Source organism: Serratia sp. CY82433 (assembly GCF_052166535.1).
GTDB classification, from domain to species: Bacteria; Pseudomonadota; Gammaproteobacteria; order Enterobacterales; family Enterobacteriaceae; genus Serratia; species Serratia sarumanii.
Genome location: NZ_JBJNOR010000007.1, coordinates 16,813 through 40,416 on the forward strand (window position 1 = coordinate 16,813; position 23,604 = coordinate 40,416).

22 protein-coding genes and 1 pseudogene are annotated in these 23,604 nt (G+C 60.8%); 6 read left to right on the forward strand and 17 right to left on the reverse strand.

Annotated features, from left to right (window positions below; all coding sequences use genetic code 11):
* Window positions 1-3 precede the first annotated feature (3 nt).
* A complete protein-coding gene (gene fbaA / locus ACJ8PI_RS22220) occupies window positions 4-1,083 on the forward strand; it encodes a class II fructose-bisphosphate aldolase (protein WP_025304179.1) in 1,080 nt (359 codons plus the stop codon).
* A gap of 56 nt (window positions 1,084-1,139) precedes the next feature.
* Here fbaA and ACJ8PI_RS22225 read toward each other — a convergent pair whose 3' ends face one another.
* Window positions 1,140-1,808, reverse strand: a complete 669-nt coding sequence (locus ACJ8PI_RS22225) for a DUF1345 domain-containing protein (protein ID WP_033635872.1) — start codon at window positions 1,806-1,808, stop codon at window positions 1,140-1,142.
* 205 nt (window positions 1,809-2,013) lie between these two features.
* Here ACJ8PI_RS22225 and mscS point away from each other — a divergent pair, with 205 nt between their 5' ends.
* The gene (gene mscS / locus ACJ8PI_RS22230) at window positions 2,014-2,880 is read left to right on the forward strand and encodes a small-conductance mechanosensitive channel MscS (RefSeq protein ID WP_033635871.1); all 867 of its coding nucleotides are present in this window, start codon (window positions 2,014-2,016) and stop codon (window positions 2,878-2,880) included.
* 82 nt (window positions 2,881-2,962) lie between these two features.
* Here mscS and ACJ8PI_RS22235 read toward each other — a convergent pair whose 3' ends face one another.
* The 3 genes from ACJ8PI_RS22235 to ACJ8PI_RS22245 form a co-directional block, all read right to left on the reverse strand.
* A complete protein-coding gene (locus ACJ8PI_RS22235; RefSeq protein ID WP_164134695.1) occupies window positions 2,963-4,312 on the reverse strand; it encodes an MFS transporter in 1,350 nt (449 codons plus the stop codon).
* Window positions 4,313-4,483: 171 nt separating this feature from the next.
* Complete coding sequence (locus tag ACJ8PI_RS22240) at window positions 4,484-5,515, reverse strand: methionine synthase (RefSeq protein ID WP_033635869.1); 1,032 nt, start codon at window positions 5,513-5,515, stop codon at window positions 4,484-4,486.
* Between the two features lie 25 nt (window positions 5,516-5,540).
* Window positions 5,541-6,518, reverse strand: coding sequence for a DUF1852 domain-containing protein (locus ACJ8PI_RS22245; RefSeq protein WP_033635868.1), 978 nt, complete (start codon window positions 6,516-6,518; stop codon window positions 5,541-5,543).
* 305 nt (window positions 6,519-6,823) lie between these two features.
* Here ACJ8PI_RS22245 and ACJ8PI_RS22250 point away from each other — a divergent pair, with 305 nt between their 5' ends.
* Entirely contained in the window at window positions 6,824-7,363 is a 540-nt protein-coding gene (locus ACJ8PI_RS22250) for a DUF2058 domain-containing protein (protein WP_033635867.1), read from the forward strand.
* A 7-nt stretch (window positions 7,364-7,370) separates the two neighbouring features.
* Here the strand turns inward: ACJ8PI_RS22250 and ACJ8PI_RS22255 are convergent, their stop codons facing one another.
* The 12 genes and pseudogenes from ACJ8PI_RS22255 to ACJ8PI_RS22310 all read right to left on the reverse strand — a co-directional run bounded on the left by ACJ8PI_RS22255 (window position 7,371) and on the right by ACJ8PI_RS22310 (window position 19,674).
* Complete coding sequence (locus tag ACJ8PI_RS22255; RefSeq protein WP_049212562.1) at window positions 7,371-8,069, reverse strand: RluA family pseudouridine synthase; 699 nt, start codon at window positions 8,067-8,069, stop codon at window positions 7,371-7,373.
* 143 nt (window positions 8,070-8,212) lie between these two features.
* Entirely contained in the window at window positions 8,213-8,908 is a 696-nt protein-coding gene (gene araD / locus ACJ8PI_RS22260; protein ID WP_033649413.1) for an L-ribulose-5-phosphate 4-epimerase, read from the reverse strand.
* On the reverse strand, window positions 8,902-9,762 hold the full coding sequence (locus ACJ8PI_RS22265) for an L-ribulose-5-phosphate 3-epimerase (RefSeq protein ID WP_049212563.1): 861 nt from the start codon (window positions 9,760-9,762) through the stop codon (window positions 8,902-8,904). Before ACJ8PI_RS22265 ends, araD begins: the two co-directional genes overlap by 7 nt.
* Window position 9,763: 1 nt before the next feature.
* Window positions 9,764-10,420 (reverse strand): 3-keto-L-gulonate-6-phosphate decarboxylase UlaD, encoded by a 657-nt coding sequence (gene ulaD / locus ACJ8PI_RS22270; protein ID WP_049212565.1) that lies wholly within the window; start codon window positions 10,418-10,420, stop codon window positions 9,764-9,766.
* Window positions 10,417-11,907: an FGGY-family carbohydrate kinase gene (locus tag ACJ8PI_RS22275; RefSeq protein ID WP_164134722.1), complete on the reverse strand. Its 1,491-nt coding sequence runs from the start codon at window positions 11,905-11,907 to the stop codon at window positions 10,417-10,419. The genes ulaD and ACJ8PI_RS22275 overlap by 4 nt, the downstream gene beginning before the upstream one ends.
* Window positions 11,907-13,202: pseudogene (locus ACJ8PI_RS22280) on the reverse strand (MFS transporter). The gene ACJ8PI_RS22275 and the pseudogene ACJ8PI_RS22280 overlap by 1 nt, the downstream one beginning before the upstream one ends.
* A gap of 126 nt (window positions 13,203-13,328) precedes the next feature.
* Entirely contained in the window at window positions 13,329-13,799 is a 471-nt protein-coding gene (locus tag ACJ8PI_RS22285; protein ID WP_164134696.1) for a YhcH/YjgK/YiaL family protein, read from the reverse strand.
* A 13-nt stretch (window positions 13,800-13,812) separates the two neighbouring features.
* On the reverse strand, window positions 13,813-14,811 hold the full coding sequence (yiaK, locus tag ACJ8PI_RS22290) for a 3-dehydro-L-gulonate 2-dehydrogenase (protein WP_164134697.1): 999 nt from the start codon (window positions 14,809-14,811) through the stop codon (window positions 13,813-13,815).
* A gap of 256 nt (window positions 14,812-15,067) precedes the next feature.
* Window positions 15,068-15,934 (reverse strand): SMP-30/gluconolactonase/LRE family protein, encoded by an 867-nt coding sequence (locus ACJ8PI_RS22295; RefSeq protein ID WP_239509793.1) that lies wholly within the window; start codon window positions 15,932-15,934, stop codon window positions 15,068-15,070.
* On the reverse strand, window positions 15,931-17,031 hold the full coding sequence (locus ACJ8PI_RS22300; RefSeq protein ID WP_049212573.1) for an ABC transporter substrate-binding protein: 1,101 nt from the start codon (window positions 17,029-17,031) through the stop codon (window positions 15,931-15,933). Before ACJ8PI_RS22300 ends, ACJ8PI_RS22295 begins: the two co-directional genes overlap by 4 nt.
* Before the next feature lie 14 nt (window positions 17,032-17,045).
* Window positions 17,046-18,128, reverse strand: coding sequence for an ABC transporter permease (locus ACJ8PI_RS22305; RefSeq protein WP_164134698.1), 1,083 nt, complete (start codon window positions 18,126-18,128; stop codon window positions 17,046-17,048).
* Window positions 18,121-19,674: a sugar ABC transporter ATP-binding protein gene (locus ACJ8PI_RS22310; RefSeq protein ID WP_164134699.1), complete on the reverse strand. Its 1,554-nt coding sequence runs from the start codon at window positions 19,672-19,674 to the stop codon at window positions 18,121-18,123. Before ACJ8PI_RS22310 ends, ACJ8PI_RS22305 begins: the two co-directional genes overlap by 8 nt.
* 374 nt (window positions 19,675-20,048) lie before the next feature.
* Between ACJ8PI_RS22310 and ACJ8PI_RS22315 the strand changes: the two genes are divergently transcribed.
* The 3 genes from ACJ8PI_RS22315 to ACJ8PI_RS22325 all read left to right on the forward strand — a co-directional run bounded on the left by ACJ8PI_RS22315 (window position 20,049) and on the right by ACJ8PI_RS22325 (window position 22,463).
* Window positions 20,049-20,867: an IclR family transcriptional regulator gene (locus ACJ8PI_RS22315; protein ID WP_033649427.1), complete on the forward strand. Its 819-nt coding sequence runs from the start codon at window positions 20,049-20,051 to the stop codon at window positions 20,865-20,867.
* Window positions 20,868-20,992: 125 nt separating this feature from the next.
* A complete protein-coding gene (gene argO / locus ACJ8PI_RS22320) occupies window positions 20,993-21,610 on the forward strand; it encodes an arginine exporter ArgO (protein ID WP_025304159.1) in 618 nt (205 codons plus the stop codon).
* Window positions 21,611-21,731: 121 nt separating this feature from the next.
* Window positions 21,732-22,463: an oxidative stress defense protein gene (locus ACJ8PI_RS22325; protein WP_025160209.1), complete on the forward strand. Its 732-nt coding sequence runs from the start codon at window positions 21,732-21,734 to the stop codon at window positions 22,461-22,463.
* Window positions 22,464-22,511: 48 nt separating this feature from the next.
* Here the strand turns inward: ACJ8PI_RS22325 and ACJ8PI_RS22330 are convergent, their stop codons facing one another.
* Window positions 22,512-23,405: a LysR family transcriptional regulator ArgP gene (locus ACJ8PI_RS22330; protein WP_033635863.1), complete on the reverse strand. Its 894-nt coding sequence runs from the start codon at window positions 23,403-23,405 to the stop codon at window positions 22,512-22,514.
* Between the last annotated feature and the right edge of the window lie 199 nt (window positions 23,406-23,604).

Consider the following 23,604-nt stretch of genomic DNA (forward strand, 5'->3'; position numbering starts at 1 on the left):
AACATGTCTAAAATTTTTGATTTCGTAAAACCGGGTGTCATCACGGGTGATGACGTTCAGAAAGTCTTCGCAGTTGCTAAAGAGAACAACTTTGCGCTGCCAGCGGTAAACTGCGTGGGTACCGACTCCATTAACGCAGTGCTGGAAGCCGCGGCTAAAGTGCGCGCGCCGGTCATCGTTCAGTTCTCCAACGGCGGCGCCGCGTTCATCGCCGGCAAAGGCGTGAAGACCGATGTGCCTCAGGGCGCAGCGATTCTGGGTGCCATCTCCGGCGCACACCACGTTCACCAGATGGCTGAACACTACGGCGTGCCGGTGATCCTGCACACCGACCACTGCGCGAAGAAACTGCTGCCATGGCTGGACGGCCTGCTGGACGCTGGCGAGAAGCACTTCGCCGCTACCGGCAAACCGCTGTTCTCTTCTCACATGATCGATCTGTCTGAAGAGTCTCTGGAAGAAAACATCGAGATCTGCAGCGCCTACCTGAAGCGCATGGCCAAAATCGGCATGACGCTGGAAATCGAACTGGGCTGCACCGGCGGTGAAGAAGATGGCGTGGACAACAGCCATATGGACGCTTCCGCACTGTACACCCAGCCGGAAGACGTGGCTTACGCGTACGAAAAACTGAACGCCATCAGCCCGCGCTTCACCATCGCTGCCTCCTTCGGTAACGTGCACGGCGTGTACAAGCCAGGCAACGTCAAGCTGACCCCGACCATCCTGCGTGATTCTCAGGACTACGTGTCCAAGAAATTCAACCTGCCGCACAACAGCCTGAACTTCGTGTTCCACGGCGGTTCCGGTTCTACCGACGCAGAGATCAAAGAGTCTGTGGGTTACGGCGTGATCAAGATGAACATCGACACCGACACCCAATGGGCGACCTGGGACGGCATCCTGCAGTACTACAAAGCGAACGAAGCTTACCTGCAGGGCCAGCTGGGCAACCCGAAAGGCGCCGATCAGCCGAACAAGAAATACTACGATCCACGCGTATGGCTGCGCGCAGCGCAGACCAGCATGGTGACGCGTCTGGAGCAGGCTTTCAAAGATCTGAACGCGGTAGACGTTCTGTAATCTTCGGCACCTGTTGCACGATGCCAAAGGCTCCCTGCGGGGAGCCTTTTTCGTTTTCAGCCCAGCAGGCCGGCGCCGACGTTGATAGACAGGCCCAGGATCAGCATGTTGAACACGAACGAAATAACCGACTGTACGAGCGCGATTTTACGCACCTCCGCGGCGCCGACCGCCACGTCGGCGGTTTGCGACGCGACCGCGATGGTGAAAGAGAAGTAGGCGAAGTCCAGATAGGTCGGCTCGGTGAGATTGCCGGGGAACAGCAGCGGCAAAGGCTCCTGCTGCGCACCCTGGCGATAAAATTGATGGGCGTAGTGCATGGTGAAGGCGGTCGGCAGCAGCAGCCAGGAGACCGCCAGCGTTCCGCCGGTTAACGCCAGATGCAGGGTTTTCAGCGAGTCGCTGGCCTGTTTGGCGCTGCTCAATTCGAACAGGATCGCCAGAATGCTCACCAGACAACCGAAACTGACCAGCGCCAACACCGTGCTGGCGCTTTCATCCTGTCGCCGGGCGATCTGGCGAATGTGCTGCGGCGTGCTGACCAGCATCAGCCGCCAGAGAAACAGCAGGTAGAGCCAGGCCAGCGTATTCCAGCCGATCATCAAGCGCTGCAGCAACGAGAGCTGGGCGGGCAGCAGCAGAAAGCACAACAGCCCGGCGCCGACAGAAAACAGCAGCCTGGGCCGCACTTGCCAATAATGTTTGAGCGAAGAGCGAATGTGCATGAAGAACGGATCCCTTGTCGTGAAATGGCCAACGCGCTGTTTTCAGCATAGAAGAAGCGGCGGGCGGTTTCGGCTATTTTTAACGCTGACGGTTGGCATGAGCCTTTAATGTTGGTTACCCTTAGGCGGTGGTTTCCGACTGGCTGCCGAGGCCAGTGTATTTTTGCGAGTTTCTCCCGTTAGGGACTGAGTTAGGACGACACGAATGAAAGATTTGAATGTAGTAGACGGCATCAACGGTGCCGGCAACTGGTTGGTGAAGAACCAGGATCTGTTGATCCAGTACGCGGTGAATATCGTCGCCGCCATCGTTATCCTGATCATCGGTTCGATCGTGGCCCGCGTGGTCGGTAATGCGCTGAACCGCGTGATGAAGCTGCGCGGCATCGACGCCACGGTGGCAGACTTCCTGGCGGCGATCGTGCGCTACGGCGTGCTGGCGTTCACCTTCATCGCCGTGCTGGGGCGTGTCGGCGTGCAGACCACCTCGGTGATCGCCGTGCTGGGCGCCGCCGGTTTGGCCGTCGGCCTGGCGCTGCAAGGCTCGCTGTCCAACTTCGCCGCCGGCGTGCTGCTGGTGATCTTCCGTCCGCTGCGCGTGGGGGAATATGTCGATCTGGGCGGCGTGGCCGGTACCGTCGATCAGGTGCAGATTTTCTCCACCACCCTGCGTACCGCAGACAACAAAACCATCGTGGTGCCGAACGGTAAAATCATCGCCGGCAACATCATCAACTACTCCCGCGAGCCGAACCGCCGCGTGGATATCGTGGTAGGCGTGGCCTACAACGCCGATATCGACGTGGTGAAGAAGGTGCTGGGCGATGTGATCGCCGCCGACAAGCGCATCATGCACGCCAAAGGCGTGACCGTGCGTCTGAACGAGATGGCGCCGTCTTCCCTGAACTTTGTCACCCGTTCCTGGACCACCAACGCGGAATACTGGAACGTGTACTTCGATCTGATGGAAAACTTCAAGCGCGCGCTGGATGCCCACAACATCGGCATTCCGTTCCCGCAGATGGACGTGCACCTGTATCGCACCGAAGATGCTTCCGCCAAGGCGGAATAACAGAGAAGGGGGCCTTGGCCCCCTTTTTCATTACAGGCCGAGACGTCTCCAAGGGCGTCTCGGCCTTTTCTTTTCCGCGAGTTCAGGCGCCGGCGACCGGCTTGGCGAGCGGCGCGCGGCGGCGCAGGCTGAGGCGATAGAGCAGGAAGATGGCGCCCGCGCCCAGCAGCGCAGGCAGCGCCAGCCAGAGGAAGAACACTTCCGCCGAGCCGGCGGTGGTCATCATCCAGGCGCCGAGCATCGAGCCGACGATCGAGCCGAAGCGGCCATTGGCCATGGCCCAGCTGACGCCGGTGACGCGGGCCGCGGTCGGATAAAGGGTGGCGGAAACCAGATTCAGGCCGTTCTGCGCGCCGGCCACGCCGAAGCCTATCAGGAACACGACGGCGGCCAGCGTGTAGACGTCGCCCATCAGATACCCGGTCGCGCCAATCACCAGCGCGGCGCCCAGGTAGGAGACGGCCAGCACGCGGTAGGGCCCGATCCGGTCCATCAGCATCGCCATCAGGATGGCCCCCAGGGTGCCGCCGAGCGGCACCATCGCCCCGATGCGCGAGGCGTGGACGATATCGTAACCGGCGTCTTTAAGTATCGTCGGCAGCCAACTGGTGAGCAGGTAGAACACGAACAGCGAGCAGAAGAACGCCGCCCACAGCAGCAGGGTGCGCACGGCGCGTCCTTCGATAAACAGGTGCGAGATCGGCGACTTGGCCTGTGCCGGGCGCTCGTCATCGACAATGGTTATCCCCGTCCAACGTTGGCCGGTGATACGCTCGACCACCCGGCGCAGCCGATCGGCATGCCTGGCGCTGGCGGCCATAAAGCGCACCGATTCGGGCATCTGCCAGGCCAGCAGCGGCAGCAGCGCCAATGGCGCAATGCCGCCGACCAGCAGCACGCCGCGCCAGCCGAACGCCGGGATGATCTGCCCGGCCAGCAGGCCGCCCAGGGCCAGCCCGGCGGTAAAGCCGCTCCAGCTCAGGGTGACCATCAGCATGCGGCGGCGCGCCGGTGAGTACTCCGAGCTGAGGGTGATGCAGGTCGGTATCGCACCCCCGAGGCCAATGCCGGTGATGAAGCGCAACAGGGTCAGGGATTCGATCGAATGCGTATAGGCCGAAGCCAGGGTGCAGCCGCCAAACACCAGCACCGCGACGAGCAGCACGCGTTTGCGGCCGATGGCGTCGGCGATCGGCCCGAACAGCAGGCTGCCGATCAGCAGGCCGAACAACCCCGCGCCGAAGGCGGGGGAGAGCTGCGAGGGCTGCAGGCCCCACTCTTCGCGCAGTGCCGGGGCGATATAGCCGATGATGGCGGTATCGAACCCGTCCAGCAGGGCGATCAGGAAACACAGGGTGAGGATGAGGATTTGATAAGGCGAGATCCTGGCGCGATCGATAATTTCGCTGATGCGAGCGGTATCTGGGCTCATGAGGGTTCCACTGTTATTAAGCTGGTGTGGGCTGGCTGAGGGGCCGTTCAGGCCGCCGTGGCTGGCATCGCGTAGAAACCCGAGTATACACCAGAGCGGGGGCGTTGCGGGGAGGGGGAGTCGATGATCATCGCCCGCCGCAGGAGGCTACTGCGGCGGGCGCTGGCGCGATTATTTGGCCAGCAGTTCTCGGCGCACGATCTCGGCGCCGGCACTCAAGGCATTCAGCTTGCCGCTGGCGACCTGACGAGGCAGGGGAGCCATGCCGCAGTTGGTCGACGGATAGAGCTTGTCGGCATCGACAAACTGCAGCGCTTTGCGCAGCGTAGCGGCCACTTCCTCCGGCGTCTCAACGGTATGATTCGCTACATCAATGGCGCCGACCATCACTTTTTTGCCGCGAATCAGTTCCAGCAGATCCATCGGGACGTGCGAGTTATGACACTCGAGCGAGATAATATCGATAGTAGACGTTTGCAGCTTAGGAAACGCCTCTTCATATTGCCGCCACTCTGAGCCCAGCGTCTTTTTCCAGTCGGTATTGGCCTTAATGCCGTATCCATAGCAGATATGCACCGCCGTTTCACACTTAAGCCCTTCAACGGCCCTTTCCAGGGCGGCGATGCCCCAGTCATTCACCTCGTCAAAGAACACGTTAAATGCGGGCTCATCAAACTGAATAATGTCGACGCCGGCGGCCTCGAGCTCTTTGGCTTCCTGATTGAGGATCTTGGCGAACTCCCAGGCCAATTTTTCGCGGCTTTTATAGTGGTTGTCATAGAGCGTGTCGATCATGGTCATCGGCCCCGGCAGGGCCCATTTAATCGGCTGCTTGGTCAGCTGGCGTAAAAATTTGGCGTCTTCAACGAAAACGGGCTTTTGGCGCGCCACGGCACCTACGACGGTTGGCACGCTCGCCTCATAGCGATTGCGGATTTTAACCACTTCGCGTTTCTCGAAATCGACGCCGCTGAGGTGCTCGATAAACGTCGTGACGAAGTGTTGGCGCGTTTGCTCGCCATCGCTGACGATATCGATGCCAGCCTGTTGTTGTTCAGCCAGCGACAAACGCAGGGCATCCTGTTTCCCTTCGATTAATTCTTCATTTTGCAATTTCCAGGGCGACCACAGGGTTTCCGGTTGGGCCAGCCAGGAAGGTTTGGGCAAGCTGCCGGCGGTCGAGGTAGGGAGCAATATTTTCATAATAGATGACCTGTATTTGAGTGAATCAAAGCGCGTAGTGAGCAGACCATTGCTCAAGAATGGGCTTGTAGGGTTTGATAAATTGCTCTTCCGTAAATTTCCCCTGCTCAATCGCTAACTGGCTACGCTCTTCGCGATCGTAAACAATCTTGGTTAATGAATAGTCCTGGTTATTCAGGCTTGGCTGATAGCATTGCCCCGCCGCCGAGTTGGCATTGTAAATTTCAGGCCGATAGATTTTTTGGAAGGTCTCCATCGTGCTGATGGTGCCGATCAGCTCCAGATCGGTGTAATCGCTCAGCAAATCCCCGGGGAAATAAAACGCCAAGGGCGCGACGCTATTTTTCGGCATGAAATAGCGCACCTGCAGGCCCATTTTTTTAAAATACCGGTCGGTCAGCGAAGCGCCGTCTTGCCGATACTCGTCGCCCAACACCGGATGTTGATTGCCCGTCCGATGATAGGTGTCTTTGCTGGACACGCTGAGGCAGATCACCGGCGGTTTGCTGAAATTCTCATGGTATTCGTTTGAATTGACGAAGTGCTTAAAGATATTGCCGTGCAAATCGCCGAAATCATTCGGGATAGTGAATTCCGCCGTGTTTTTATTGTGCGCCGGCAGCAAGACGCTAAAGTCATAATCGCGCACGTAAGACGAGAAATTGTTTCCGACGATGCCCTCAATTCGCTTTTGCGTTTTTTTATCGATGATGTTGGTTTTCAGGATTTCGATCACCGGGAAGCTGGCGCCCTGATCTTCAACGCGCATCTCCACCGAAATGATGTCAAGCTCAACCGAATAGCGGTCGGCCTTGGGGTTATCCCAATGCGCCAACGAATTGAAGCGATTGTTAATCATCACCAGCGTGTTGCGCAGGTTCTCCCGGCGGTTTTCCCCTCTGGCCAAATTGGCGAAGTTGGTGGTGATACGCGTACTTTCAGAAGGGTTATAATCTTCATCGAAAGAACTGCTCTTAATCGTAAAGGCAAAGTCTCTATTCATCGTCTTATAGCATCCTGTTATATGATATGAAGGCTGGATTTATCCATTTCTTTCAATGGGTTGTTTTTCTCTTTTTTTATTCAGCCGATTTCATATTGTCTGTCGTTAATGAGGTCTATTTTTGCCAGAGTCCCGGTGGGAGTGAAAGAGACTTAATTTCATTACCACATGAGCGCTATTCATGATCTGGCGTGGCCGCCGTCGCCCTGCGGCGCAAACCGCCAACGTACCGGGCCGGCAACCTGGTGCAGCCTGAAAAATTACGGGTATAATCCCCCAATGATCCCACGGCTTCAGACACGAACATGACAAAACTCACCTTACAAGAGCAGATGCTCAAAGCGGGCTTGGTAACCAGCAAGAAAATGGCCAAAGTCCAAAGAACGGCTAAAAAATCACGCGTTCAGGCCCGCGAGGCCAGAGAGGCGGTGGAAGAGAATAAAAAGGCGCAGCTTGAGCGCGATAAGCAGCTGAACGAGCAGCAAAAGCAGGCCGCGCTGTCCAAAGAGTACAAGGCGCAGGTGAAACAGCTGATCGAAATGAACCGCATCGTTCTGGCGAAAGGCGATATCGGTTTCAACTTCACCGACGGTAACCTGATCAAGAAAATCCTGGTGGATAAGGCGACGCAAACCCAGCTGATCAATGGCCGCCTCGCCATTGCACGCCTGGTGGTCGAGAACCGGGAAGAGTGTGAATACGCGATTATCCCCGCGAGCGTCGCCGATAAAATCGCGCAGCGCGATGCGGCCAGCATTGTGCTGCACAGCGCGCTGAGTCAGGAAGAACAGGATGAAGACGATCCGTACGCCGACTTTAAAGTGCCCGACGATTTGATGTGGTAAGCCGCGTTCAGAACGGCGCGGCGTGACGAGCGGCGATCCGCTCCCCGCTAATGGGGTGCACAAAGTCCAGCTCGCTGGCGTGCAGCATCAGCCGCGGCGTCTGTTCGGTACCCGGCAGCAGTCGCCCGCCATACAGATCGCAGCCTAAAATAGGGTGGCCCAACTGCCGGCTGTGAATACGCAGCTGGTGGGTGCGCCCGGTCTCCGGGATGAGCTGCACCCGCGTCAGCGGCAGCGAGATCCCGTCTTCCGCTTCACGATAAAAACGCTCGACGACCCGATAGCGGGAGCGGGCGGGCTTGCCGTGGAGGGCGCAAATCGACATCAGCGGGAACAGCGCCGGATCTTTGGCGATCGCCGCGTCTATTACCCCTTCGTTATCCGCCAGATGGCCGCACAGCAGCGCGCAGTACACTTTGCCGACGGTGCGCTCGCTGAACTGCCGGCAGAGTGCGGCGTTGACGGCCTTGTTGCGGGCCACCACCATCAAGCCGGACGTGCCGAAATCCAGGCGGTGCACCAGGGTGCAGCCGGGGAAGATCTGTACCAGCCGATGGTGTACCGAATCGAGATTCTGCGGATTCTTGCCCGACAGGCTGAGCAGCCCGGCCGGCTTATTGATCAGCGCCAGATGATCGTCCTGATAGAGGATCTCTATTTGGTCATGGCATGGCGGGGCGATAAAGGTATCGGTGATCGTAGACATCGGGCGGCCGGCTGGAGGGTGGGTGCGGATGATAGCGAATTTTTCGCCGATGGGCGAATGCGGTTATCGTTATCACTGCGCCTCATGCCCGCTGGCACCCGATGCGGCAAAGCATCGGGCGCAACGATTATGGCCCTGGCGCGCTACTGCCCGTAGTAGGCGTTTTGGCCGTGTTTGCGCAGGTAGTGTTTGTCCAACAGTTCGCGCTGCATGCTGTGGATGCCCGGCGTCAGCTGGCGTGAGAAAATGCCCATGTAGGCAATTTCTTCCAGCACCACCGCATTATGCACCGCATTGTGGGCGTCTTTGCCCCAGGCGAAGGGGCCGTGGGCGTTGACCAGTACCGCTGGGATAGCGTTGGGATTGATATCGCGCCGGCGGAAGGTTTCGATAATCACCTTGCCGGTTTCCAGTTCGTAATCGTGCTCAATTTCATCCTGGGTCATCAGGCGCGTGCAGGGGATAGCGCCATAAAAATAGTCGGCGTGGGTGGTTCCCCAGGCGGGGATGTCCAGCCCGGCCTGCGCCCAGATGGTGGCGTGGCGGGAATGGGTGTGGACGATGCCGCCGATATCGGCAAATTCGCGGTACAGCGCCAGATGGGTGGCGGTGTCCGACGACGGTTTCTTTGCCCCTTCGACGGTGCGGCCGCTGGCCAGATCGACCACCACCATATCCTCCGCCGTCATATGCTCGTATTCAACGCCGGAAGGCTTGATCACCACCAGGCCGCGTTCGCGATCCACCGCGCTGACGTTGCCCCAGGTAAAGGTCACCAGCTTATGGCGCGGCAGATCGAGATTGGCCTCCAGCACCTGTTGTTTTAACTGAGTCAGCATGTCATGCCCCCTTGTTGCATTTTCTGTTCGATCCAGCGGCGGGCCTGAACGATCTCGGCCACCGGCTCCTCGGCTTTTTCTGTCCACATCTCAATCAGGAATGCGCCGCGGTAATTGAGGCGCTGCAACGTGCGAAACACCTCGACGAAGTCGACGCAGCCTTCGCCAAACGGCACGTCACGGAAGTGCCCCGGCGAAGCGGCGGTGACCGGGTAGGTGTCTTTCAGGTGAATGGCGGCGATGCGATCGATGCCCAGCTCCAGCTCGCGCGGCACGTCGTTGCCCCAGGCGCTGAGGTTGCCAACGTCTGGATACACCGTGAACCACGGTGAGGCCAGCAGGGCGTCCCAGGCTTTCCATTTACCGATCGAGTTCATAAAGGCGGTATCCATAATTTCCACCGCCAGCATCACCTGGGCGGCGGCGGCACGTTCTACCGCCCACTGCATGCCTTCGCTAAAGCGCGCCAGCGTCCCCTCGTCCTGCTCTTCGTAATACACGTCGTAGCCGGCCAGCTGGATGGTGCGGATACCGACGTCTTGGGCCAACTGAATGGCCTGTTCCATCACGTCGAAGGCGCGCTGGCGCAGCGCCGGATCGTGGCTGCCAAACGGAAAGCGCCGGTGGCCGGAGAGGCACATCGACGGGATGCGGATGCCGGTTTCCAGCATGGCGTCCACCAGCGCCAGGCGCTGCGCCTTGCTCCAGCTCAGACGCGCCAGGCGTTCATCGCTTTCGTCCACCGACATTTCGACGAAGTCGAAGCCGCAGGCCTTGGCCAGCGCCAGGCGTTCGGGCCAGCTCAGGTGTTTCGGTAGCGCTTTCTCGTAAATTCCCAACGGGTGCTGACGCATATCATGATCTCCAGATGTCATCGATGGCGGTGCGGAACTGCCTGGCGGCCGCCGGCGGATCCCCGGCTTCGGCCAGCGCGCGGCCAGCGATAAAGGCGATGACGGCGATCTCTTTAAACAGCGACAGGTCGGCGGGCGTAATGCCGCCGGTCACCGACAGTTCGATGCCCAGATCGGACAGCGCCTTCATCCGATCCAGATCCTGCCGGCTCCAGGTTTGCCCGCTGGCCTGCGCGTCGCGGCCGCGGTGATAGATCGCCTGGCGAATGCCGAGGCCGCGCCATTGCCGTGCATCCTCCAATGTCCAGCGGCCGAACAGTTCGATCTGGATTTCACCGCCGTGACGCTCGGCGACCTCCCGCGCGCTGGCCATGGTGGCCAACGGCGCGGCGCAGATCACCGTCATCCAGTCCGCGCCCTGGCCGAAAGCCTGCTCGGCCAGCGTCGCGCCGGCGTCGGCCACCTTGAGATCGGCCACCAGCGTGTGCTGCGGGCAGCGTTCGCGCAGCGCGCTAACCGCCTGAATGCCGGCGCTGATGCACAAAATGGTACCGGCCTCGATGATGTCCACATGGGGGCTGAGGGTCTCGGCGGTGCGCAGCGCCGTATCCAAACGGGTTTGATCGAGCGCCAACTGCAGGCGCGGTTTCGTGCTCATGGAGCCTCCTTGTTGGCGGGCTGCAGATTTTGCAATGCAGCAATCAGTGCCTGATAACGTTGGTGTTTGTTGTCGTAAGCTTCAGCGGCGGCCGCATCTGGCAGCAGCCGCTCGATACGCGGCGCCAGCCGGTGCTGGGCGGCGGTGAAATCGTTGAAGGCGCCGCTGCCGACCATGGCCGCCATCGCCGCGCCCAGACAGCCGGTTTCTTCCACCTGCGGCAGCTCCACCGGCAGGCCGCTGACGTCGGCGAACATTTGCATCCAGGGGAGGGATTTGGCAGGGCCGCCGGTCACGCGCAGCGCCTGCGCCTCAGGGAAACGCCGGCGCATGCGGTTAAGGTGCGTCATGTGGCAGAACACCACGCCCTCGTAGATCGCCTGCACCAGGTGCTCGCGCTGGTGGAAGGCCTGCAGGCCGTAGAAGCTGGCGCTCAGCCCCAGGCCGGCGTTGGATCCGTACAGGAAAGGGGCGAACAGCAGATCGCCGGCGGCTTTCGGCAGGGCGGCGACCCAGCGGTTAAGCTGGCCGTAGTCCTGCAGCCCCCATTGGCGACAGAACCATTCCAGGTTGGCGGCGGACGTGGGGCTGGCTTCATGCACGATGTATTGGCCGCTTTCGGCGTGGCGGCCATAGACAAAGGGATGATCGAAACCCTCGACGATGGCGTCGGTGATGCCGCTGGTGACTGACCAGGTTCCCATCACCGCATTGAGCCGGGTTTCGTCCTGCAGGCCGGCGCACAGCGCGGTGGACACCACGTCGAACAGCCCGCCGACCACCGGGGTGCCGGTTTGCAGGCCGGTGATGGCCGCGGCGTTTGCCGCGACGCGCCCGGCGATATCGGCCGAACCGACAATCGTCGGCAGGGCGGGCATGATGTCGCCGATACCCAGCAGCTGCGCCAGCGCCGGGTCATAGCGTCCGCTGCGCATCTGATACAGGTTGGATTCGGAGATATTGGTTTCTTCGCAGGCCAGCTCGCCGGTCAGGCAATAGCGCAGGTAGTCGTGCGCCATCAGCACGCTGCCGATGCGGGCGTAACGTTCCGGCTGATGCCGCTTCAGCCAGCGCAGCAGCGAGACCGGGTGCCCGGTCCACAGCGTTTGGCGCGTTTGCGGATACAGCGCCTGCGGCACGCCCTGCCGTTGCCATTCCTGCACCAGCGCCAGCGCGCGCTGATCGGAAGAGAGCATGGCGTTGCCCAGCGGCTGCCCCTGCTTATCCAACAGAAATGCGCCCTTGCCCTGCGCCGAGATGCCGATGGCCTGGATGGCGCCGGCGGCGACGCCGCTGGCGGACAGCACTTCGCGGATCACGTCGGCGGCGGTGCGCCACAGCGATGCCATATCGCGCTCGGCCCAGCCGGGCTGCGGCGCGACGATCGCCAGATTGCGCCGCGCAACGCCGTGTTCATGGCCCCTGTGGTCGTATAATCCCGCCTTGATGAAGGTGCCGCCGCAGTCGAGCCCCAGCCAATATTCCATCATTCTTTCCTCGTGCCGTGGTCGCATTTATTGGGCAGCATCAACGCCAGCACGGAGGCGATCGCCAACGAGGCCGCCAGGCTGTAGACGCCGACGTCCTTGCTGAACAGGCTGATCAGGACGCCGACCATATACGGGCCGCAAAAGCCGCCGAGGTTGCCCAGCGCATTGATCACGCCGCGCGCGCCGCCGGCCACTTCGGCGTTGAACAATTTGGGCGGGATGGTCCAGAACACCCCGGCTGCCGCCTGAATAAACACGCCGCAGCCGACCAGCGCAGCGTAAGACCACCAGACGTGATCCTTCAGCAGCACCGACAGCGCCATGCAGGCAGCAAAGCAGGCCAGCGGTAGGGCGACGAAGACTTTGCGCTTGCCGGTGCGATCAGAGAGGGTGGAGATGATCAGCATGCCGAAGATGGCGCCGATATAGGGCAGGATAGCGAGCAGGCCCACTTGCTCCATATCGCCGTGGGTCAGCCCTTTCAAAATGGTCGGCAGCCACAGGGTGTAGCCGTAGATACCGGTCTGGTAGAAGAAATTCACCAGGATCAACTGCCACATGATCCGGTCGCCCAGCACCCGGCGCAGCGAGGCGTTGCGCACCGTTTTTCCTTTAATCAGCAGCTGTTCGTCGTGCAGGGTCTTCACCAGATACTCTTTTTCCGCCTGCGAGATCCATTTGGCTTCCTGCGGCCGGTTGCTGATGGTGAAGTACCACAGTGCCATCACCACCAGCGACAGAGCCCCCTCCACCAGGAACAGCATGCGCCAGTCTCAGGCGGTGATGATCCAACCCGACAGCGGGGCGGTGAGGATGCCGGCGATCGGTACGAACATGATGACGATGGCGTTGGCGCGGCCGCGCTCCTTATCCGGGAACCAGTTGCTGATCATGGTCAGCACCACCGGCAGCATGCCGCCTTCGGAAACGCCGAGGGCGAAGCGCAGGAACAGCAGCTGGTATTGGTTGGTGACCAGGCCGGTCAGCACCGAGATCACCGCCCAGGCCAACAGTGACCAGCCGATGAATTTCTTGCCGTTGCCGTATACCGCCAGCTTGCCGCCGGGCACCTGCAGAAACAGGTAACCGATGAAGAAAATGCCGCCGGCCAGCCCGGCCATCGAGGCGGTGATGCCGAGTTCGTCATCCATGCCGCCGGGCATGGCGAAGGCGATATTGACCCGGTCCATGTAAGAAATGATGCAGGTGATGAGGATCGGCGGCACGATCCTCAGCCAGCGGAGCTTGGGTATCGCCTGGCTTTGGCTGACGGAAACGGAGGCTGTATTCATAAGGACCTCTTTCGATGTTCGCTTTTTTGTAGGGTCGGGCGTTATTGTTTTGCTTGGTTTGAGCGCAAGGGCGCCCGCACAGGCCCCATGGACCGGTGTTGTTATCGTTACGGGTGTTGCGGCCGATCAGGCGCTAAACGACGCCAGCGGTATCTTCACCACCACCTTGCGTATCGCGCTGGGGCGCTGGTTAATGCAGGCCGGGCGATGCACGTCCTGCGGAAAAAATACCGCGAAGTTGCCGGGTTGCATCGTGAGCCAGGATTCGTCGGCCACGTCCTGATAAAACAGGATGTCGCGCTGCGCCAGCAGCTCCTGATGAACGACGTTGTCGCCGCTGTCCGCCGCTACGCCGATAAGCTCGGTGCCGCTGACCAGAAACTGCACGTCGACGTTTTGCCTATGCACTTCCGGGCGCAGCGCATCCGGTGGTTGGGTATGCAGATCCAGCACTTGCACCACGTAGCCGGTGGCGGGATCTTCATAACGCCCTGCGGGCAAGACGCTGAAATCGGTGCGTTGCAGATAGACGACGGCGTTGGCGACCGGCGTCGGATACTGCTCGGGCGCGGTGTTGGCGATGTGGCCGAATATCATGATGATCCTCCCGTTATAGCGCCTGAATGCGCGCCCAGACTCGTTCGTCAATCGGAATGCCGTCGCGCAGGTTTTCTTCCAGAATGAGCGGGAACTTGTGGCCCGGCAGGCGAATGGCGACGTCGGGGTTGTCCCGTTCGGCGCTGGTGACGTAGTCCATGATGCGCTGCAGTTTTTGATCGCGGCTGTCGCCGTCGATCAACCGGTCTATCTCAATCGCGATGAACACCTGGGAGACGCCGTATTCGTCGCGGTGATCTTCCGTCACTTCCGCCACCGAGGCGCCGCCGGACAGCAGGGTAGCGATCATGTCCAGCACGATCGACAGCGCCGATCCTTTCCAATACCCCATCGGCAAAATGCGCCGGTTCTCTTCGATGGTGGCCGGATCGCGGGTCAGGTGGCCGTCGTTGTCGAAGCCGCCGTCCACCGGCAGGGTTTTGCCCGCCAGCCGGTTCAGCTCCAGCGCGCCGTAGGAAAACATCGACATCGACATATCCACCATGGTGATCGGGTTGCCGGGCACGGCGACGATCAGCGGGTTGGTGCCGATACGGCACGTTTTGGCGCCCCACGGCGGCATCACGGCGATCGAGTTGGTCCAGCAAATGCCGATATAGCCTTTCTCCGCCGCCTGCCAGCCGTAACCGCCGCCGCGCATCCAGTGGTTGGCGTTGCGCAGCGCCACCAGGCCGATGCCATGATCGTCGGCTAATTGCATGGCGCGATCCATCATGCGGCGGGCGGTAAGGTTGCCGATGCCCTGGTGCGCATCCCATTGCTCGATCGCCCCCAGAGACAACAGTTTGCTGGGTTCGGCGTCCGGCACGATATCGCCGGCGTCCAACTGCTGAATAAAGCGCGGAAAGCGGTTAACGCCGTGGGAGTAAACGCCGCTGGCGGTGGTGTCGGCGAACATGCCGGCGCAGTCGTCGGCGGTGTGTTCCGCCACGCCGCGCGCCAGCAGCACGCGTTTGAATTGCTGTTTTAACTCGCTGTAACTCACTCTCATGCCGGTTCTCCGCCTGTGCGAATCGTCTGTTTTTGGTTCGCTAAATTTCAATATACGAAATTGCATTTCAAATAAATGCTATCCCGGCGGTTCAGGGAAGTCAAAGCAAGAGGGGGTAAAATTATTCATGAAAAACATGACGTTAAAATTGAGTGGTGGTTTTGTGATCGCCGCCACGTTTTGGTGGGAATGACGTGCTTCAGACGCGACAAAGCAGGGCGGATCGAAACCCACCCTGCGTCTTGCGAGGCCCCGGCTAACCGCGGGTGTTCAGCACCATGCGGTAGAGCGAGGTCGTGGCGGTGATATAGAGCTCATCGCCGTTCGGGCCGCCGAAGGTACAATTGGAGACGCGTTCCGGCACGCTGATTTTGTCGATCTGTCGCCCCTGTGGATCAAAGACCAGCACGCCGTCGGCGCAGCTGCAAAACAGATTGCCGGCCCGATCGACGCAGAAGCCGTCCGGGAAACCGGGCTCCACCGTCGCGAAACGGCGGCCGGCTTCCAGCTCGCGGCCGTTGACCGCATAGACGCGCAGCTCGCGGCGGCCCTGCGTCGGAAAATCCACGATCGACATGTCCGCAACGTACAGCCATTTTTCATCCGGTGAAAACGCCAGGCCGTTCGGGCGCTGCAGGTCGCAGGCGGCGATGGTCAGCGAACCGTCGCGCGGATCGAAGCTGTAGAGATAACAGCCGATCACCTGGCTTTCCGATTTGTAACCCTCTTCGTCGCCGATGATGCCGTAGGGCGGATCGGTGAACCATAGGGTGCCGTCGGAGCGCACCGCCACGTCGTTCGGCGAATTAAAGCGCTTGCCGTCGACGCGGTCGATCAACAGGCGTACCTCGCCATCGCTTTCGGTGCGGCTAATGCCGCGCCGCCCGTGTTCGCAGCTGATCACGCGCCCCTCGCCGTCGCGCGCATTGCCGTTGGCGTAGTGAGACGGCGAGCGGTATAGGCTTAGCTCACCCCGGCGCGACCAGCGGAACATGCGATTGCCTTTCACGTCGCTGAACACCACCGCATCCTCCTGCGGCAGCCACACCGGCCCCTCGGCCCAGATCGCCGGCGAACACAGGCGCTCGAGCCGGGCGTGCGTGCGCAATGAATCGCCGTTCACTTCACGCCCCAGATCGCTTTGTAATGGCCCTGATAATCGTTTTGCGGGTCATACAGGTTATTGGCACCGCCGTCGGCGGCGATATTGTCGCGGGTGACCAGATGCGCCGGGGTGACGTAGCCGGAAGGCGGCTGCTTGGCGAAGGCGCGGTTGAATTCGTCCAGCAGTTGCCAACCGTGCAGCTTCAAGGGTTCCGGCACCGTCGCCGACTGGCTGTCGCCTGAGCGGATACGCTGGTAAGCGGAGATTGAACCGTCGCCGGCCGATACGTTGTAAGGTGCGTTCTTGCCGCCTTTGCCGGCGGTCTTCAGCGCCGGCGCCATAAAGTCGAAGTACAGATCGTTGATCGCCAGCGCATATTGGAATTTGTCGCCGTACTTCTGCAGCAGGCTGAAGGTCATCGCCGGCATGCGGTTGGCGGTATCGGCCAGCGGCGTGTCGATGAATTCCAGCAGCGTGCAGCCGCTGCATTTGGCGATCTCTTCTTTCATGACGTTGGCCTTGTCCAAGGCGATTTGGTACAGCGAGTCGGTGAAGATCAACACGCTCGCCTTGCCGCCGGACTGCACCACCGCGTATTGCGCGGCGATGCGCGCCACTTCGTTGGAGTCCGACGTGACGTTATAGAACACGTTGTATTTGGCGATGGGGCCCGGTTCCGGCACCGCATGCCAGGCGGTCAGCACGATACCCTGCTGCACGGCCTTTTTCAGCGGGATCTTGGCGACGTTAGGGTTCCAGCCGCCGATCACGATGCCGTCCGGTTTCTGGGCGATGGCCTGATTGAGCGATGCCAGCTGATCTTTCACCGAGCCGCCGCCGTCGAGCGTTTCCAGCTTCCAGCCGGCGGCTTTCGCCGCTTCGCTCAACCCCTGTTGCACCCCTTGCACGCCGCCGTTCTTCATGTCGGAGGCGATAAAAATGATCTTCTTGTTGGCCTGCAGCTGCGGGCCGCTGGTGGGGCCGTCCCACTGGGTGGCGCTGGCGGTGGCCTTCGCGACGGCGGCGGTGGCCTGATCGAGATAGACGTCGGCCCAGGTCGGCGATGCGGCGAGCAATAATGTGGTGAACCCCGGTAACAGCCAAATGCGTTTCATGGTGTGCTCCTGGTTTAAGGGTGGGTCGCTGTCTGATTGTTGTTGTCAGCCGGCGTCGCCTGGCTGCGTTGTACCGCTTTCTGATTGAGCAGCCGGCGGCGTTGGGCATAGCCGGCCAGGGTGATCGACAGCAACAGCGTCGCGCCGTTGAACAGCGGCTCGACCCAGAATTCACCGCCGAACTGCTGAATGCCGGCGATGCCGATAGCCAGAATGGCGATGCCGACCACGGTGCCCCAGACGTTGACGCGCCCAGGGCGAATGGTGGTGCTGCCGAGGAAGGCGCCGACCAGCGCCGGCAGCAGATAGTCCATGCCGACGCTGGCCTGGCCGACGCCCTGTTCGGCGGCGATCAACACGCCGCTGAAACCGGTGAGCACGCTGGAGGCGATGAAAGCGCCGATCGTGAAGCGGTTGACCGAGATGCCGTTCAGGCGCGCCGCCGCCGGGTTGCCGCCCACCGCATACATGCAGCGGCCGAGCGGGGTATGTTCGGTGATGAGCCACAGCACCACCGCGACGATCAGCACGTAAAACGCCACGATCGGAATGCCGGCGATCTCGGTGTGGTGCAGCGCGATAAAGGCATCCGGCAAGTCGCCGACGATCTGCCGCCCGCCGGAGTGCCACAGGGCAATGGCGTACAGCACGGTGCCGGAGCCGAGAGTGGCGACGAAGCTGTCGATATCGGCCAGCGCCACCAGAATGCCGTTCAGCAACCCGTACAGCGCCGAGATCGCCAGCACCGTCAGCACCGCCATCTGCCAGGAGAAGCCGTATTCCACCTGCAGCGTGATCGCCAGGATATGCCACAACACAATGCCGAAACCGACGTTAAGATCGATCTTGCCCACGATCATCGGGATGGTCGCCGCCAGCGCCAACAGGGCGATTTTGGCCTTGCTCGACAGGATCGCCTGCAGCGTCAGCATCGACGCGAAGGAGGGGGTGAGCAGTGAGAACAGCACGACCAGCGCGACGCACAGCAGCAGCAGGCCATAGCGGGTGAGAACCTGCATCAGCCAGGGGCCGGCGCCGTCCTGCGCCAGACTGACGCGCTGCTCCAGCGCGGTTGATTTAACGGATGTTTTAGACATGGCCTACCTCGGATTCTGACGTGATTGCGACGCTTTCCCCGGTGCTGGCAGAGGCCAGCTCCAATAAATTGGCGAATGACACCTGCTGATTTTTCAGCTCGCCGACCACTTTCCCACGGTTGAACACCAGTGCGCGGTTGCAAATATGGGCGATCTCCTCGAAATCGTTGGAGATCACCAGCACCGCTACGCCTTCCGCCAGGGATTTATTCAGCAGGTGGTAGATTTCCGCTCGTGCGCCGACGTCCACGCCGGCGGTGGGATCTTCCAGGATCAGCAGCGGCGCTCCCAGGTGCATCCAGCGCGCCATCACCACCTTTTGCTGGTTGCCGCCGGACAGTGCGCTGATATCGATATTGACGTCCTTGGGGCGCACGTCGAACAGCTGCACTTTCCACCAACTGGCGCCGATCTCCGCTCGCCGCCCGTAGCGGGAGAGCAGCCGGTGGCCGCTGGCGCAGGGGTTGATAAACAGGTTTTCACGCACGCTCATCGACATCACCAGGCTTTCGCCGGTGCGATCGCCCGCCACCAGCGAAACGCCGCACGCCATCGCCTGCTGCGGGGAGCTCGCCTGATAGGGCCGATCGCGAAACCGAATCGCGCCGCCTACGGCCTGGCGCAACCCGAACAGCAGCCGGCCAATCTCTTCTTGCCCGGCCCCGCGCAGGCCGGCCAGTGCCAGCATCTCGCCCGGCTGCAAATCGAAGCTCACCGGGCCGATGTCGCCTACCGTGACGCTATCGAGCTGCAGCACCGGCGGACGATGTTCCGGTAGCGGTTCGCGCTGATCGTCCGCCATCGCTTCACCGACGATGGTTTGCACCAGATCGCGCAGCGAGTAGTCGGCGGTGCGGCCGCCGGCGACATAGCGCCCGTCGCGCATTACGCAGACCCGATCGGCGATTTCGATCACTTCGTCCAGGCGGTGGGTGACATAAATCATGCCGACCTTTTTGGCGCGCAGCCGGTTGATCACGGCGAACAGATGGCGCACGTCGTTGGCGGGCAGGGAGGCGGTCGGTTCATCCAGCACCAGCAGCTCGGCGTTGACCGCCACCGCGCGGGCGATCGCCAGCAGCGATTTTTCGGTGCGCGACAGTTCGAAGACGCGCGCATCGGGATCGAGCGCGATACCGACGTCGTGCAGCGCCTGCGCCGCCCGGCGGCGAATGGCTCGCCAGTCGATCAACCCAAAGCGGCGGGGAAACCCCATCACCAGCGCCATGTTCTCCGCCACCGTCATCCATTCAATCAGGCCGAGATCCTGATGAATAAAGGCGATCGGCTGGCGGCTGGCGCTTTTTATCGCGGCGGCGGAGGCGATGCTTGCGCCCTGAAAACGAATATCGCCGCCGTCGCGCGGGTAGACGCCCGCCAGCACTTTGATCAGCGTCGATTTGCCGGCGCCGTTTTCGCCCAGCAGCGCCAGAACCTCGCCCGGCATCACCTGCAGGCTGACGTCGTTGACCGCCACGTTGCCGCCAAATCGCTTGACGATGTGGCTGAGGGTAAGGATGGGTTGTGCCGCATTATCGATAGTCATGTGATGCGCCCCTGGTGTTGTGCCCATGCGACGATGCCGGGCAAATCAGCTAAACCGCTGGTGAGTATCTGGCCTTTAGATTTCAATATGCGAAATTCAATTTCAAAAATAATATGACGTTCGTTGCGCTAAATCAAAGGGGATTAGGTTTTAATTGTTTTTATTAAACAATGGGTTATTTATTACTTTGCGGAAGTGTGACCGATGGCTCACTTCAATGCGGGGGAAATATTGCGGATTTTTGGCCCGCTGCGGACAATGAAACGGCGTTCCGTCTTCACCTGATGCAGGCCTTGGGGTAACATGCCCGGCAAAGAGCCTGCTGACTTCGCCGCGGCGCCGGTTGGCGGTTCGACACTGGAGAGATTTTCGCTATGAGCCTGAAAGCCGTCGACGAGAAAGATGACAAGAAAGACAAACCGCTGGGCAGCCAAAGCCTGTTCCGCGGTTTGCAGTTGATTGAGATCCTGAGCAATTTCCCTAATGGATGCCCACTGGCGCATCTGTCCGAACTGGCCGGCATGAACAAGAGCACGGTGCACCGCTTGCTTCAGGGGTTACACACCAGCGGCTATGTGACCCAGGCGCCGTCGCCGGGCAGTTACCGCCTGACCACCAAGTTCATTTCCATCGGCCAGAAGGCGCTGTCGTCACTCAATATCATTCACGTGGCTGCGCCGCATTTGGAACAGCTGAACCTGGAAGTGGGGGAGACGGTCAACTTCTCCAGCCGCGAAGACGACCACGTCATCCTGATCTACAAGCTGGAGCCAACCACCGGCATGATGCGCACCCGCGCCTATATCGGCCAGCATATGCCGCTGTACTGTTCGGCGATGGGTAAAATCTTCATGGCCTACGGCAACGACGATTACCCGGCCCACTACTGGCAGAGCCATCAGCAGGAGATTCAGACGCTGACGCGCAATACCATCACCGAGCTGCCGAAAATGTATGAGGAACTGGCCGATATTCGCCAGCGCGGTATGGCGATGGATCGCGAAGAAAACGAGCTGGGGGTCTCCTGCGTGGCGGCGCCGGTATTCGATATTCAACAGCGCGTGCCCTATGCGGTGTCTGTTTCTCTGCCGACCGCCAAGCTGCAGCAAATCGGCGTCAAAAGTCTGATTAAACCGGTGCTGGCCACTGCGCAACGCATCTCGCAGGAGCTGGGGTTCGTCACACCGATTTAAGTATTAGCATCTCTGATACTGGATTAGAAACATCAATTTCACCTAATGATCGCTTCCTCGTATGATGCGCGTGTTGACCGACACGCGCCCTCGTCCGGCGCCTTTTATCATTCGAGGAATCTCCCATGTTAGCCGTCTTCCTGCAGGGTTTTGCCCTGAGCGCCGCCATGATCCTGCCGCTGGGCCCGCAGAACGTATTCGTGATGAATCAGGGCATTCGCCGCCAGTATCATTTGATGATCGCCTCGCTGTGCGCGTTGAGCGATATCGTGCTGATCTGCGCCGGTATTTTCGGCGGCAGCGCGTTGCTGACCCGCTCGCCGCTGCTGCTGGCGCTGGTCACCTGGGGCGGGGTGGCGTTTCTGCTGTGGTACGGCTGGGGCGCGTTCCGTTCCGCCTTCAGCCCGCAACCGGCGCAGGCCGCGGCGCAGGAGCTGGCGCAGAGCCGCTGGCGCCTCGTGGTCACCATGCTGGCGGTTACCTGGCTGAACCCGCACGTTTATCTGGATACCTTTGTGGTGCTCGGCAGCCTGGGCGGGCAACTGACGGCGGACGTACGCTCCTGGTTCGCGCTCGGCGCGGTCAGCGCGTCGGCGGTGTGGTTCTTCGGGCTGGCGCTGCTGGCCTCCTGGCTGGCGCCGTGGCTGAACACCCAGCGGGCGCAGCGCATCATCAACGCGCTGGTCGGGCTGGTGATGTGGGGCATCGCGCTGCAGCTGGCCTGGCAGGGGGCAAATTTATAAGAATTTGCCACTAATCCGAATTCAAAACGCCGCGCGATATGCTACGTTTGATGCCAGGAATCCGGCGGTTCTCACAGGGAAAAGCCGGCGATCAGAGACAGCCTGTCATTAAGGAGACACTGTGAAGCTAAAAGCATTGGCTATGGCCGCAATGGTCGGATTAGGGACGTTACCGATGGCGCTGCAGGCGGCTGAAGTGCCTGAAGGGCCGCACGTCGTCACCTCCGGCACCGCCAGCGTGGACGCCACGCCGGATATCGCCACCCTGGCGATCGAAGTGAGCGTTTCCTCCAAAGACGCCGCCCAAGCGAAGAAGCAGGTGGACGAGCGCGTAGCGCAGTACTTTGATTTCCTGCAGAAAAACAACATCGAGAAGAAAGACATCAGCGCCGCCAACCTGCGCACCCAGCCGGAGTACGACTACCTGAAAACCGGCGAGTCGGTGCTGAAGGGCTACCGGGCGGTGCGTCAGGTGCAGGTGACCCTGCGTCAGTTGGACAAGCTGAACGAGCTGCTGGACGGCGCGCTGAAATCCGGCCTGAACGAGATCCGCGCGGTGGAGCTGGGCGTCGCCAAGCCGGACGTGTATCGCGAGCAGGCGCGGCAAAAAGCGATCGAGAACGCGACTCAGCAGGCCGAATCCCTGGCCAAAGGCTTCCACGCCAAGCTGGGGCCGGTGTACAGCATTCGCTACCGGGTTGCCAACTACCAGCCGATGCCGGTGGCGCGGATGTATAAGGCGGCCGGTGCGGCGGCGGAAAGCGACGCGGCGCAAACCTATGAGCAGCAAAGCATTCACTTCGACGATCAGGTGGATGTGGTGTTCGAGCTGCAGCGCAACGCCGCGCAGTAAGGTGTTCGTATTGAAGAAAAGGTTCGCTGCGGCGAACCTTTTTTCGTTTTAATCCTGGCGCAGCACCTGATGGCCGTGTTCCAGCAGCGCGTCGGTCACTTTGCGCATCATGCGGCTTTCCGGCGCGAAGCGGTGCCAGTACAGCATGCGGCGCTGGTACAGCCCCGGCGTCAGATCGATCAGTTCACCGGATGCCAGCTCCTTTTCGATCTGCAGGTGAGGGATCATACAGCAGGTGGTGCCCTGACGCGCCAGCTGCACGAAGGCTTCTGACGAGTTCACGATGTGGCAGGGCACGCTGCCCGGCGACAGATCGAAGTTCTGCTGCAGGAACGCCTGATGCATGTCGTCGAGATGGTCGAAGGCCACCGCCGGCGCTTTCAGCAGCGCGGAGCGGGTGACGCCGCTCGGGAAATAGCGCTCGGCGAAGGCGCTGGAGGCCACGAACAGGTAATCCAGCGCCCCCAGCCGATCCACCAGGCAGCTCGGCAGCGGCTGCGGCTGAATACTTACCGCGCCCACCACCTCACCGCGGCGCAGCCGCTCCTGGGTGCGGGTTTCATCTTCCACCTGCAGATTCAGGCGAATGGGGGAATCCGCCAGCACCGGCTTCAGCGCCGGCAGCAGCCAGGTTGCCAGACTGTCGGCGTTGACCGCCAGCGACAGCAGCAGCGGCGTATCGACGCCGGTGTCGTTGCCCAGCCACTCTTCTTCCAGCAATTCCACCTGATGCAGCAGCGCCAGCAGCTTTTGCCCTTGTTCGGTCGGGCGCGGCGGCACGGTACGGACCAGCAGCGGTTGGCCGAACAGGTTTTCCAGCTGTTTGATGCGTTGGGATACCGCCGATTGCGTGATGCAGAGTTTTTGAGCGGCGCGCTCGAAGCCGCGCTCACGGATCACCGCGTCCAGCGCTTGCAGCGTACGATAGTCTGGGCGTTTCATCGGAAAGATATCCCTTAAATTAGAATGATACCGGCACTATGCCACATTTTGCGCGCGGCGCAGGTGGAAAAATCACGCCCCCGTCTCGCCGCTAAGCGGCTAAAAATGCGGGCTGCGGCAAATAAGTGTGATCCTGCCGGCGTGAAAAACAGCGTTTTACCCTATAATACGCACACGTTTTCGTACAGAGGCAAGGGAC

Bases quoted from the DNA above. Each gene is read 5' to 3' on its own strand.
- ulaD (WP_049212565.1), bottom strand. From the start codon at position 10,420: ATGAGCACGAAACCGCGCCTGCAGTTGGCGCTCGATCAAACCCGTTTG.
- fbaA (WP_025304179.1), top strand. From the start codon at position 4: ATGTCTAAAATTTTTGATTTCGTAAAACCGGGTGTCATCACGGGTGAT.
- argO (WP_025304159.1), top strand. From the start codon at position 20,993: ATGTTAGCCGTCTTCCTGCAGGGTTTTGCCCTGAGCGCCGCCATGATC.
- araD (WP_033649413.1), bottom strand. From the start codon at position 8,908: ATGCTGACTCAGTTAAAACAACAGGTGCTGGAGGCCAATCTCGATCTG.
- ACJ8PI_RS22250 (WP_033635867.1), top strand. From the start codon at position 6,824: ATGACAAAACTCACCTTACAAGAGCAGATGCTCAAAGCGGGCTTGGTA.
- ACJ8PI_RS22275 (WP_164134722.1), bottom strand. From the start codon at position 11,907: ATGGAATATTGGCTGGGGCTCGACTGCGGCGGCACCTTCATCAAGGCG.
- mscS (WP_033635871.1), top strand. From the start codon at position 2,014: ATGAAAGATTTGAATGTAGTAGACGGCATCAACGGTGCCGGCAACTGG.
- ACJ8PI_RS22300 (WP_049212573.1), bottom strand. From the start codon at position 17,031: ATGAAACGCATTTGGCTGTTACCGGGGTTCACCACATTATTGCTCGCC.
- ACJ8PI_RS22330 (WP_033635863.1), bottom strand. From the start codon at position 23,405: ATGAAACGCCCAGACTATCGTACGCTGCAAGCGCTGGACGCGGTGATC.
- ACJ8PI_RS22235 (WP_164134695.1), bottom strand. From the start codon at position 4,312: ATGAGCCCAGATACCGCTCGCATCAGCGAAATTATCGATCGCGCCAGG.
- ACJ8PI_RS22255 (WP_049212562.1), bottom strand. From the start codon at position 8,069: ATGTCTACGATCACCGATACCTTTATCGCCCCGCCATGCCATGACCAA.
- ACJ8PI_RS22240 (WP_033635869.1), bottom strand. From the start codon at position 5,515: ATGAAAATATTGCTCCCTACCTCGACCGCCGGCAGCTTGCCCAAACCT.
- ACJ8PI_RS22245 (WP_033635868.1), bottom strand. From the start codon at position 6,518: ATGAATAGAGACTTTGCCTTTACGATTAAGAGCAGTTCTTTCGATGAA.
- ACJ8PI_RS22265 (WP_049212563.1), bottom strand. From the start codon at position 9,762: ATGCGTCAGCACCCGTTGGGAATTTACGAGAAAGCGCTACCGAAACAC.
- ACJ8PI_RS22225 (WP_033635872.1), bottom strand. From the start codon at position 1,808: ATGCACATTCGCTCTTCGCTCAAACATTATTGGCAAGTGCGGCCCAGG.
- ACJ8PI_RS22305 (WP_164134698.1), bottom strand. From the start codon at position 18,128: ATGTCTAAAACATCCGTTAAATCAACCGCGCTGGAGCAGCGCGTCAGT.
- ACJ8PI_RS22310 (WP_164134699.1), bottom strand. From the start codon at position 19,674: ATGACTATCGATAATGCGGCACAACCCATCCTTACCCTCAGCCACATC.
- ACJ8PI_RS22285 (WP_164134696.1), bottom strand. From the start codon at position 13,799: ATGATATTCGGCCACATCGCCAACACCGCGCCCGAGCAGTATCCGACG.
- ACJ8PI_RS22315 (WP_033649427.1), top strand. From the start codon at position 20,049: ATGAGCCTGAAAGCCGTCGACGAGAAAGATGACAAGAAAGACAAACCG.
- yiaK (WP_164134697.1), bottom strand. From the start codon at position 14,811: ATGAGAGTGAGTTACAGCGAGTTAAAACAGCAATTCAAACGCGTGCTG.